Origin of the sequence: Azospirillum endophyticum, assembly GCF_016595245.1 — a bacterium.
Taxonomy (GTDB): Bacteria; Pseudomonadota; Alphaproteobacteria; order Azospirillales; family Azospirillaceae; genus Azospirillum; species Azospirillum endophyticum.
On sequence record NZ_JAENHM010000069.1, the window covers coordinates 1 to 12,108 of the forward strand.

The 12,108-nt window shown below is 63.0% G+C and carries 7 protein-coding genes; 2 read left to right on the forward strand and 5 right to left on the reverse strand.

Going from position 1 to position 12,108, the window contains the following annotated elements; translation table 11 throughout:
* The coding region (locus tag JHL17_RS25225) for an ISAs1 family transposase (protein ID WP_200197443.1) at positions 1-629 on the forward strand (629 nt) is incomplete at its 5' end.
* Positions 630-755: 126 nt separating this feature from the next.
* Positions 756-1,457: a TylF/MycF/NovP-related O-methyltransferase gene (locus tag JHL17_RS25230; RefSeq protein WP_200197444.1), complete on the forward strand. Its 702-nt coding sequence runs from the start codon at positions 756-758 to the stop codon at positions 1,455-1,457.
* Positions 1,458-1,871: 414 nt separating this feature from the next.
* Here the strand turns inward: JHL17_RS25230 and JHL17_RS25235 are convergent, their stop codons facing one another.
* The 5 genes from JHL17_RS25235 to JHL17_RS25255 form a co-directional block, all read right to left on the reverse strand.
* Entirely contained in the window at positions 1,872-4,943 is a 3,072-nt protein-coding gene (locus tag JHL17_RS25235) for a glycosyltransferase (RefSeq protein ID WP_200197445.1), read from the reverse strand.
* A 19-nt stretch (positions 4,944-4,962) separates the two neighbouring features.
* Positions 4,963-5,952: a polysaccharide pyruvyl transferase family protein gene (locus JHL17_RS25240; protein ID WP_200197446.1), complete on the reverse strand. Its 990-nt coding sequence runs from the start codon at positions 5,950-5,952 to the stop codon at positions 4,963-4,965.
* On the reverse strand, positions 5,949-6,479 hold the full coding sequence (locus JHL17_RS25245; RefSeq protein ID WP_200197548.1) for a methyltransferase domain-containing protein: 531 nt from the start codon (positions 6,477-6,479) through the stop codon (positions 5,949-5,951). Before JHL17_RS25245 ends, JHL17_RS25240 begins: the two co-directional genes overlap by 4 nt.
* Positions 6,480-6,694: 215 nt before the next feature.
* Positions 6,695-9,685, reverse strand: a complete 2,991-nt coding sequence (locus JHL17_RS25250) for a class I SAM-dependent methyltransferase (RefSeq protein WP_200197447.1) — start codon at positions 9,683-9,685, stop codon at positions 6,695-6,697.
* Between the two features lie 43 nt (positions 9,686-9,728).
* A complete protein-coding gene (locus tag JHL17_RS25255) occupies positions 9,729-11,897 on the reverse strand; it encodes a tetratricopeptide repeat protein (RefSeq protein ID WP_211113554.1) in 2,169 nt (722 codons plus the stop codon).
* Positions 11,898-12,108 lie beyond the last annotated feature (211 nt).

The following is a 12,108-nucleotide window of genomic DNA, read 5'->3' on the forward strand; positions in this document are numbered from 1 at the left end:
CCGGGGCCGACTATCTGCTGGCGGTCAAAGCCAACCAGCCCACCCTGCGCGACGAGATCGAGAGCTTCTTCTCCAGCGCACCGCCGGAGACGCTCGATCACGCCGCCGACATCGACAAGGGCCATGGCCGGATCGAGCAGCGCGCGATCACGGTCGCGCGCGAGGTCGATTGGCTGAGCGGCGCACGGCGTTTTCCCGGCGAAGTCTGCCTGCCCGCCGTCGCCGCCATCGTTCGGGTGATCAGCAAGGTCGAGCTGAAGGATCGCTGCCGCACCGACACGCGCTATTACATCACTTCCGCCCCGCTCACCGCCCAGGCGGCGGCCGAGGCCGTGCGTGGCCATTGGGGCATCGAGAACCAACTGCACTGGGTGCTCGACGTCGTCTTCAACGACGACCAATCCCGCCTACGCAAAGGCCACGGTGCCCTGAACATGGCCGTCGTCCGCCACTTCGCCATCAACCTCGTCCGCAAGGCCACCGAACCCACCCGGCCACGCTCCGGGTTACGGCGTGCCACCAAAAAGCCGGCCGCCACACCAAGACCCACCAGCATCAAGCTCCGACGGAAGCTGGCCGGCTGGGACACCGATTACCTCGACGCTATCCTCGCCGTTAAAATCCGTTAACCCGGATTCGGAGCCCTGGGCTGACCGTCACTTCGATTGACTTTTATTGTTTTTGTCCAACAACAGCGGATTATTCGGCTGAGCATCTTGGATGCCAGGATCAATATCGGCTATGGTAACGCTCACATGTCGAACTTGATGTATGGTGCGGAAATGCGTGCGCTTACCAACCGAGAAATTGAAGTAATAAAATTGATCCTATCGAACAAAATGACTTACTGTGCCCCTCTAAAGCTCGTAAAGATATGCGAGGCGCTTCGTGAGGTTAATGAGGGGGTTGAAGGCATTTACATAGAAGCCGGTGTTGCTCTTGGTGGAACCGCAGCTCTTATTGCCAACTTCAAGCGACCGCATGAAAAATTAGCTCTTTATGATGTTTTCTCTACCATCCCTGCCCCCTCTGAGAAGGACGGGAGAGATGCTCATGACCGATATGAAGTCATCAGATCTGGAAACTCTGAAGGTATTGGAGGAGATAAATATTATGGATATCAAGATAATCTGATCGACGTTGTTAAAAATAATATCCAATCAACCGGTCTATCTTTGGATGATACTAGCATTGATTTCCATAAAGGTTTGTTTGAAGATACATTGTTCGTGAATGACAAGGTCGCATTCGCCCATATCGATTGTGATTGGCATGACCCTGTTGCAGTGTGCATTGAGAGAATTGCGCCAAATGTTAGCATTGGAGGATTTATTATTTTTGATGATTACTGGTTTTATAGTGGCGCGAAGACTGCAGTTGATAATTTTCTAATTGAAAATAAGAACTTCAAGATCACTGATAGTGAGCAATCTCTTACAGTAAAACGCATTGCGTAGTTTCCATATGGATACGTAGAGACTTTAAAATAAATAAGGTTGACGGAAGCAGCGCTGCTTTTTTGTCAACAAAAATCTGGGGCCGCATCTTTGCAGAGATAGGCGGCATGGCGCCGAACGTGGATTGGGATGTGCATCTGCTCGAAAGCAGTATGATCCACGCCCACGCTGCTGGGAAGCAGATGGCCTGAATGAGTCGGTTAAGAATGGGATCTGGTGGCTTCGCGATCTCCAGGCGACGGTCTGATGATGAGAAAGTCATTTCGCGGCACAGTTGGAGGCGTACAACCGCCTCCACCACGCGCCGACGAAGATCGATAGACAGTGCTTTTGCCACCCAGACTAGCCTCCCAAAACCAAGCCGAACTTCAAATCACAACAGCCCGTTCATGGGACTCCCCAATTTGATGCCGGTCAATCCGCTCCAGATCGAGGGTGACGGAAGTCAGTCAGTCGTCGCTCCAGTTCTTCTGCTGTCCAGTTTCGCACCGTCATGCGCGGAAGAGTGAAAAGATCGTCCCCTGCTCTAACAGGAGCTTGAAGGGTTGAGAAGGCAGCAGCGAAAAGAGCTTCTTTGACGATGGCAATGGTCTGGGGGCTAAAACTGGGCGCTGACCCGTATGGATAGGCAAAAAAATCGATGGTGCTACCGGTAAGTTCCTGCAAAAAGCAACGGCTGCCGAGGATCTCTTGGCGTTGCGCGTCTTCCGACAGCAGTGCGAGCATGGGGTGGGTCATGGTGTGGGCACCGACAGTGGTCACACCGCTTGCAAGTGCCACCACTTCTTCCGCGCGCAAAGGTCGATAGCTGGTGCGACCAATTCGATTAAGCCCCGCCCAAGCAGCAACAGCGTCCAGAACGCTTTGGCGGCGCTGATCCTCCCCTAGGTTGTGGACGGCTTGTTGCAGATAGCGGTACAGCATATGGCGCAGCGTCGGAAAATTTGTCTGCTCAACCGACCAATCCGCGTGCTGGTGACGGGCGTCGGCGCCATAATGGGCACTGTCCCCCAGACTGAACACTTGGTCGCCTTTGCCAGTGCGCAGCGTTATGGTTGGTGGCAAGTTTTCCGTCACCAGAAGCAGGCGTTCCAACTCGTCCCACCAAAACTCCCGATCGCCGTCGACCATCCCAGCGGTAACGAACATCGTCGCGGGCACGCCATGAGCTTGCAAGACCGGCTTGGCGGCAAGCAGATTATCGGCGTAGCCGTCGTCAAAGGTCACAACCAGGGCGCTGTCAACCGGCTTTCCTGCCGCTAATCGGCTGGTGAATTCCGCCAGCGGCATGGGGGTGCCTAGCGACGACAGAGCCGCAATTTGCTGGTCGAAATTGCCTGGAGTGGTGGACAGAAGTTGCGGGTCAAGCGCCAAATCGGCCACGCGATGGTACATCAATATCACGGGTGGGACGCCCGTGCCGACGCGCCGAACTTGGCGTGCTGAAGACCTGCGGCGCAAGCGGGCGGCGATGGTAACTTCGTAGTCAGGGTCTGACGCCCACAGAAGATCGTCGGGCAATTCCTCCGCAGCGATGCCGTTCAGAAAAGCGGTGGCGGCGGCGGCATTGCCATAGCGGGTAACCTCCAACTCGTCCTCTGGAAACATGCTGCGGACGGTTTCCATTACGGCTTTGCTGGTGAACCGCCAGAAATCCCCCCAGCGGTCCATGTCATAGCGGCTGATCGGGGTGATGTTAGGCACGGTGAACAGCAGAGCACCGCCAGGAGCCAAGGCGTCACGCGCGGTTTGAAGGGCGGTGCGCATGTCCAGAATGCAGTGCAGGGTCTGAGTGAGGATGATGCAGTCGAAGGCGCATTTTGGCACGGTTGCAGGATCGGTCAGGCTGCCAATGATGGTGGCTGCAGGATTGCCGGGTTCGGCATGCAGAACATCGCTGTGACCCACCCGGTTGCCACCGTAACGGCGAGTATAGGTGGCGTCGCCGATTTCTAGAACCCGGCCACGGATGTCGCCAGCATGAGTGGTGAGAAAATGCTCGATATAGCGCCGGTCGACGGGCGAGCCGCGATCCAGCCCAAATGTTCGGCTGACCGGATGCCCGGCGGCCAGAGCTGTTGCCAAGGTGGAAAGCCATTGAGAGGCTGGCGCCGGAACCGATGCCGGGGTGGACAACGGGGAAGCCGCGGTGTCGTGGGCGCGGCGCGGCGTTGGCGGGCGTATATCCGCCGGGAAACGCTCACGCAGTTCCGTGAACCAATCGAGATAGTCACGCACCACCCGGCGGAAATCAAAATGCGCGACGCTTCGGCGGACTGCGTTCTCGCTCAACCGCTGCCACAGTTCCGGGGTCTGCAGCAAAAGCGCCAGCCTTTCGGCCATTGCGTCGGCATCCCCCGCCGCTGCCAAGCCGCCGCAAGCATCCTGAGAGGCGGAACCGCCGGACCAATCGAAGGCACTGACGATTTGTTCGGGTATGCCGCCGACCGCCGAGGCCATGACCGGCAGGCCGCAAGCCAAGGCTTCCATCACCACGTTCGGATAGGTTTCCGCCCGCGCCATGTGCACGTAGACATCGGCTGCGCGGTACAGGGTCGCCACCATCTGCGGGTCGCTTTGGAACGGCAGGAATATCACCTGCGCCTCGCCGATGGCCTCAGGCGGGCCACTTTCTCCTAGACCGATCAAGAGCAGCCGGCGGCCAGGCAACCGAACCGATAGTTTCTGCAGCGTCAGCCGCAAGCCAGCATAATCCTTCCAGGGATTGGCGCGGATGCCGTTTGCCGCGAACAGCAAGACGACGGCGTCGTCCGGCAGTCCGACGGCGCGTCGGGCCTGGACGCGGTCTCCCGGTCGATAGACCGACAGATCGACGCCCTGTGGAATGACCCGCCCTTCGATCATACCCTCGGCGAGAATCCCATTCTCCACTTTGTCCATGAGCCAGCGGCACGGTGTTGCGACGTAGAGCCGGCTTTGCTGGAAAATCGCGCGCTTGCGCAACCAGTTTCCGGCGGTGTCGTCCCGCTTCTGGCCAGGGTACAGGGAAAGGTCGGGACATGCGCCGCAGCCCGTTTGCCAGCGTTCGCAATCCAGGGAGTGGGCGCAGTTGCCGCTGAGTAGCCAAGCGTCATGCAGCGTCAATACCGTGGGCAAGGTGCGACCAAGCCAGGGCAGGGCGCGCAGGTCGAAATACCAACGATGCAGATTATGGCAATGCAGAATATCAGGAGGCGTTGGCGGCAGGTCCAGCAAATCCCATGTACCGGGAAAGTCGAATACCTCCCGCCCGCGTTCGAGGTCGGCGGCGATTTCGGAATCGGAGCGTCGCGGAATGGCCAATGGATTTTTGGCTTGATAGCCATGATCCATCGGTATGGCCAGTGCTCCGCTATCGGGATCACGTTTCCAGCCCACCGCCAACCAGGATTCGTATCCGTGGGCGCGATAGCCATGCGACAAATCACGGGCGATTTTTTCGGCACCGCCCGCTTGGTCCAAGGTGCTGACGCTGAGAATGCGCATGGGGAGGTTCAATGGTCCTTCAGGCGGTGAATTGTGATTTCCAGGCGGAGATCGCATCGGTGGGGGGCTGCACCCTCAAGGCGAAGCGGCCGGAGACTAGCTCTTCAAGCCGGCTGATCATCTGGCGGGGCAGTACTGGCAAGCCGACATCTTTTCCCATTTCAAGCGCCCGGTTGTCGACGCCGATGATGATGGTCCGGCGGCCGGCGGCGATGGCGCGCACTCCTGCGTGCAGGCGGGTGCCGATGCAGTCGATGGACAGTTCCGAATGCAGCAGTCGGTCAAGAGCGGCCAAGCTGGGTTGAACAATTTCAAAGCCGCCGCCCAATCGAGCTGCGTGCAGATAATCCTCCGGCCCTTGTATCCACAAGAAGACCTTCCGGTAATGTCGGCGCAGCACGTTGACGAGATGAGTGTCGGAGGCGTCTGGAGAGTAGTGCGTCAGGGTGAGCAGTACGTTTTCTGCCTTTTCAGTCGGAATGGCAGTGCAATGTTCCGGTGTGATTTCCCACAGTGATGGGCAGCCAGTCATCAGAACATTGTCGAAGCCCAGACGGCGCAGCTTGTCGTAGGTATAGCTGTCGCGCACCGAATGCATTCGGTTGCGGTCAAGCGTGTTGGTCAAAACATCGCGGGTGTAAGGGGTAGGGTCGCCTTGATACTGCCACCAGCCAACACCCATCAAGATGACGTTGCCTAGCTGACGGGCGATGTCGAGATCAAGCCCCCATTGACGATAGGCCTGTATGTCGCTGGAAAGTGCGTTGGTGCCACCAAAGAAAGCATATGCGCTCTGGTTTAAATAACGGATTGCTTCAGCTCCCAAGCTGTCCAGATAGGGGAGACGAATTTGAAAAGCATCGGGGAACAGTGCCTCCAGATGGTGGTCGACTGCCTCCATGATGATATGGTTGCCTAGGTTGTTATCGCAAATCCGCGTGTCGAACACACTGATCATCTGAAAACCTTTGGCGAAATCATCCCAGTGGCGGGTGGTGGGCGCATTCATTTGGGGGCTTTCCGGGGAATTGCACATTTCCAGGCGGCAGCAGCGACGATGCTCGGGCATTCGTGATCGTGTGTCGAAAGGAACTCAACAGGAAAATGGTTATGCATTAGATAATATGAAGATCCCGCAAGGGTTGCAGAGTTGCTGTGGATCGACAGCTCAGAATTTGGAAAACCGTGCAGAGGATCAGACAGGGAATCACGTGTAAAGCGCCAGCAATCCTTGGGATCAGGGGCGTATTTCTGCAGAATGGGGGGCATGGTGATCAGCAGCAAGCCCCCTGGTGGCAGCAGGCGATGCAGTTCGGCCACTGCGGCGCGTGAATCGGGAATGGCCGAGAGGACATGGGTGCAGACGATCACGTTGGAGCTCGCATCGGAAATCGTCACGGCATTCTCCAGATCGGCAACAATGGTGATATCATTGCCAGATGATTTGGTTTGAAAGCGCGTCGGCTGCTGATTACACTGACAATGCGTTCTCTGGATTTTTTTAAATGGTCCAATTTTTTTCTTGTAGTTCCTGATTGCCGTATTTCGTCATGACGTTTGACCTCTGCAGATTAGTTCAAGTAGCTCTGAAGCTGGATTTTTTAACTTGTGTGCAGATTTCGCCAGCAATGTATCGAAGATGCTTGTGCCGGACAAGCAACCGACAACCATCAAGAAATCTTCGGCATCCGGCTCTTGTGCGGGGATGACCCCGCCATGCGGATTATCCCTCTTTTCCCCGATATGGAACCTCACTCCCGCACCCGCACCCAGGTCTGGTACAGCCCGCCGAAGATCATCGGATGCTCCGCCTCCAGTCGGTCCCAGCGGGGCAGCGAAGTCATCGCCGGATCCTCGGGGAAGCGCTTGCGGTAGAGCGCCGCCACCGCCGGATCGGCCAGCCGGAAGCCCAGGAACTCCAGGCCCAGCGTATCGAGCGCCCCGGCCAGCCAGGGCAGGGTGACGTGCAACTCGTGCACATGCATCAGCAGGTCGCGGCAGGCGCTGGTGCCGTAGAAGTCCGGGGACCGGACGACGGCCCGCGCCGGATGGCCCTCCGGCAGGGCCAGGATATCGCGGCGGACGTGGCGGATGCCCTCCAGGGTCGGCGGATGGCCACGCTCGGCGATGAACTGGCGCGCTGCCAGGATCGGTCGGCGGGCGGCGGCGCTGTAGAAGCCGACCTCCATCACGCCATGCGGTCGCATCAGCCTGCGCAATACGCGCAGACCCGCCATTGGGTCCTCCATGTGGTGCAGGACGCCGACGCTGTGGACCACGTCGAAGCGGCGGCCCAGCGCTCCCAGCTCCAGCAGGTCGGCCTGGGCGAACTCGATGCCCGTCAGGCCCATCCGCCGGCTCTGCCGGGTGGCGTAGGCGAGGCTGCGGCGGCTGAGATCGACCGCCAACACCTTTGCGTTCTTCAAGGTGGAGGCGGCCCACACCGCCTCGCGCCCGGTGCCGCAGCCGGCGACCAGCACCTCCGGCGCCTCCCAGCCCGGCGCGTCCCAGGCAGGGGAGGCGGGCAGGGTGGCATACGGGAACAGGGCGTGCAGGAAACGCGGCAGCGGCACCGGCTCCGGCAGCAGGCCGGTGCTCATCCAGCGCGGATAGGGGTTTTCCTCGTACTGGGCGCGCACGCCGACCGATACCGGGTTGTCGATCGGTGTCAGTGCCGGCAGTTCCGCCTGGATCGCCGCTTCGTTCAGCGGCTCGGTGACCTGCCGGTCCAGCAGTTGGGCGATCTCCTCGGGCCAGGAGAGGGCCTGCAGGGCGGTCGCCCGCTCCCAGTGGTAGAGCGGCCGGTAGGCGCCGAGCAGGGCGACCAGCACCGCCGGCGGCTGCTCGTTGCGATCCAGGGCCGCTTCGGCCGTGCGGACCAGCACCGCCAGTACCTGGAACTCGCCGTCGGTCTCGGCGAAGACGTATTCGTTGAGGAAGCACTGCTCGGCGATGGCGGCACACAGGGCACGCCAGGCCGGCCGGTCGGGCAGGCCGGGGCCGGTCAGCGCCAGCAGCAGCACCCGGCGCAGCCGGGTCACTGCCCGCTCCAGGGCGGGATCGCAGACCGGGGCGGCGCGCAGATGGGCCAGCAGCAGCGCATCCTCCGCCAGCCCGGCCAGCGAGCCGTCGGCCAGCAGGGTGCGGCTGGCCTCATCCAGGGCAGGTCCCTCATCCTCCGGCAGGGCGGCGAGATGGCGCAGAATGGGCGATGCCATCAGGACGCCGGCGATGGCGCGCGACAACCCGGCACCCTCCACCTCCGGGCGGCCGAGCGCTGTCAGCAGGTCGGCGCGCAATCCTTCATCCGCTCCATCGGCCTGTTCCGGCAGGGTTGCGTCGCGCAGCGCCTCAACCAAGGCGATCCAATTGCGCGGCACATCGGGAGCGAGACGGATCGCCTTGCGCACATAGGGCAGGGCCTGGTCGCGCCGGCCCCCCTGCAGGAACAGCGCGGCGATGCCGAAGCACAATTCCGCGTCCTCCGGTGCCGTGCGGGCGATGCCGAAGGCCTCGGCCTCCGCTTCGGCGGTCCGGCCGGCGGCGATCAGCAGCGACAGCAGGGCGCGGCGCAGCGGAAGCGGCATGTCGGCCGTCCGTCCGTTCGTGGCGTGGCGCAACGCCTCGATGGCAGCGTCGGGGTTCCCGGTTTCCTGGTGCAGACGGGCGAGGTTGTTGTGGACCTCCGGCAGATCGGGGGCGAGGCGCAGCGCTTCACGGTAGGCCTCCAGCGCGCCCGCGGCGTCGCCACCGGTCTGCAGGGCGGCACCCAGATTGGCCAGCAGTGCCGTCCGGCCGGGATCGTCCGGGTTTGCGATGCGTGCCAACCCATCGTGGCAGACGACGGCCGCCTCCTCCCAATGGCCGGCGACGCGCAGGCTGTCGGCCAGCCGCAGCCGGGCGTCGAGATGGCCGGGATCGACCGCCAGCACCCGGTGGAAGGCGGCGATCGCCGATTCCGGCTGGCCGGCGCGGTGGTGCAGGGTGCCGATCAGGTGCAGGGTTCCCGCCAGCCGCGGGCGCAACGCCACCGCCTGCTCGGCCTGTTCCAGCGCTTCTTCGTCGCGGCCGAGCCGGGCCAGCAGCGAGGCGTGGTTGCCCAGGATTTCCGGCAGGAGCGGTCGGTGCGACAGTGCCCGTTGGAACAGCGCTTCGGCCTCCTCGGCCCGCCCCTCCAGCGTGCGGACCAGTGCCAGGGTGCCCAGCGTCTCGGCCTGCGCCTGACGCAGCCCCTGGGCCGGTTGGGCGACGGTGCCGGCAAGGCGCAGGGCCTCTTCGCAGGCAGCCGCCGCCTCTGCCAGTTGGCCGCGGCGCAGCCGGGCGAGCGCCTGCGCGCGGTGTGCCTGGATCGCCGCTGTTCCGCCTGCCGCCCCGGCCCGCCGCAGCGTCTCGGCCGCCGCCGCATAGCCGTCGTCGGGGCGGCCGGCGGCGATGAACGCGAATGCCAGCACGCTCCAACCCTCGGCCCTGTCCGGTTGCAACCGCACCGCAGCTTCCGCCCAGGCCACGGTCTCGACCGGCCGGCCCAGGATGCGGGCGGCTTCGGCCAGCGACAGCAGCCCGGCTGCATCCCGCGGCGGGGTGCCGAGCATCTCGCGGTAGGGTCCCTCGGCCTCCTCCGGCCGGCCGGTCCGGCACAGTTCCAGGATCTGCGACAGGCGCTGTTCCACGGCACGATCGTCCGGGGTGCTCTGCTCACGCGGAAGGCTGGCGGTCCCGGCGGTGGTGTCGGCGGCGGTCATGGAACAGGACCCTTCGGTTGGCGGGAATGAGGGCGTTCGGGCCTCAATAGGCCTGATAGGATTTTTCTTCGACCAACTCGGAGCCGAGCAGGCGGTTGAGGTCGCGCTTCAACGCGGCCCGGCGGTCGTTGGTGTGGTAGACCTGACGGGCCAGTTCGACGAAGCGCAGGCCGAAATCCTTCGCGCGCTCGCAGTCGCGGATCTCGTCCTCGACCACCCACAGTGTGGTGTTGACCGCACGCAGATCGTCGATCAGCACCGCCACATCCGGCCGCTTGGTGTCGGCTTGTGCCGCCACGGCCATCAGCGCTTCACGCTCGCGCCGAACGTTGGCCAGCTTGTCGGCGTCGGCGATACGTTCCGCCTTGATGTCGAGGATGGTGATCTTGTCCAGCAATTCGCCCCAGGAGACGGGCGCCAGGATCGGCATGTCGGAAGGTCCGGTTCGGCTGTGGGTGGAGTGGGCGGTGTGCTCGCGCAGGGCATGTTCCAGTTGGCCGAGGGGCTCTTGCCAGTGCCCCGGCCTTGTTTGTCGGAAGAGTCGCATGGTTGGATACCAGGGGCTGTCCTGGCGGTCGAGCATCCATCGCCAGTCTGGAGCGAAGGGGACCAGCACCCAGACCGGGACGCCGAGGGCTCCGGCGAGATGGGCGACGGAGGTGTCGACGCAGACGACGAGGTCGAGGCCTGCCATGATGGCGGCGGTGTCGGCGAAGTCCCTGATGTCGGGGGAGAGGTTGAGCAGGGGAAAGCCGCCGGGCGGGTCGGCGGCCTGTCCTTCGGTCGGCCCCTTCTGGATGGAGACGAGGCTGACGCCGGGGATGGCGGCCAGCCTGGCGAAGGGGGCGAGCCCGATGGAGCGGTTGCGGTCGTTGCCGTGGGTGGGCGATCCGGCCCAGACGATGCCGACCTTCAGCCCGCTCAGCCCCGCCAGCCGATCCCCCCAGCGTGACACCAGTTCCGGTTCCGCAGACAGGTAGGGCACGCGGTGCGGGATGCTGTCCATCTGGGTCCTGAACACCTCACCCAGGCTCAGCATCGGCAGGTGCAGGTCGAAGGCGTCGGTGGAAAGTTGCCCGCTGACGAAGCGCTCCACGCCGGGCAGTCCTGCCATCACCCGCTCCAGCGCCGCCGGAAGGCCAAGGATCACCCGGCCGCCGCGTGCCGCCACCATCGGCACGTAGCGGCAGAACTGCAGGGCGTCGCCCAGCCCCTGCTCGCCGTGCAGCAGGATGCGGCGTCCGTCCAGCGGCTCGCCCGTCCAGCGCGGCTTTGACAGGGTGGCGTGGGTCGGGGCGTCCTTGCAGCGCAGGCGCCATTCATATTCACGCCAGCCTTCATCGAAACGGCCGGCGACGAGCAGTGCCATGCCGAGATTGCGGTGGGCGTCGGGGCTTGCCGGATCGACCAGGATGGCGCGGCGGAAGCCGGTGATGGCCTCGTCCGCCCTGTTCTGGTTCAGCCGGGCATTGGCATGGTTGGCATAGCCGCCGGCGAAGGCCGGATCCGCGGCGATGGCGCGGACATGGGCTTGCGCAGCCGCCTCCAGCCGTCCCTGCTCCTGCAAGGACAAGCCGAAGCTGGTGTGGCCGGCGGCGAAGGTCGGGTCGAGCATGACGGCGCGACGGTGCCAAGCCATCGCCGCGGCCGGGCGCTCCAGCCCGCGCAGCGCGATGCCCAGATTGTTGCAGGTGGCGATGTGTGCGGGGTCGATGGCCAAGCTGCGGCGGTAGGCGGCGACGGCACCGTCCAGGATGTTGCGTTCCTGCAGGACGTTGGCCAGCCCGTTGTGCCCCTCCGTGCCGGCCGGATTGAGGTGGATTGCCCGCCGATAGACCCCTTCGGCATCGGTGAGACGGCCTTGCGCGCGCAACAGCCCGCCCAGGCTTTCCTGGGGCGTCGCCAAATCCGGGCGCAGGGCGATCGCGCTGCGGTAGGACGTCGCCGCTCCCAGCCCGAGTTCGCGCAACAGATTGCCGAGATTGAGGCGGAGTTCGGCGATGTCCGGCGCAAGGAGCAGAGCCCGGTGCATCATCCGCAAGGCGGCTTGCGGTTGGCCGCCGCGCCGGATGATCAGCGCCATCAGGTGCAGGGCGTCGGAATGAGCAGGATCAAGTGCGAGGATGCGGCCATAAATCCGCGCGGCCATGGCCAGTTGGCCGTGTTGATGCTGCTGCACCGCAACGGCGAGTGCTTCCTGGATGGTCGCCATACCTTGGGTCCGTCGTCCTGCACGCCATGGAGGTCATTGGTCAGCGTCCGCGGGCACATCGGCGATATGCTGCCCGGTCGCTGCAACGGAATAGCGGCTGCTCGCGATTTCTCCAAGCCCATCCTGAGGTCTGGAAGGGGCAGGCGCAGTCTATGTTAACAAAATGCAACAGAAACGTCCTACGACGGGTGTTTGGTATGACAAGTTTCGG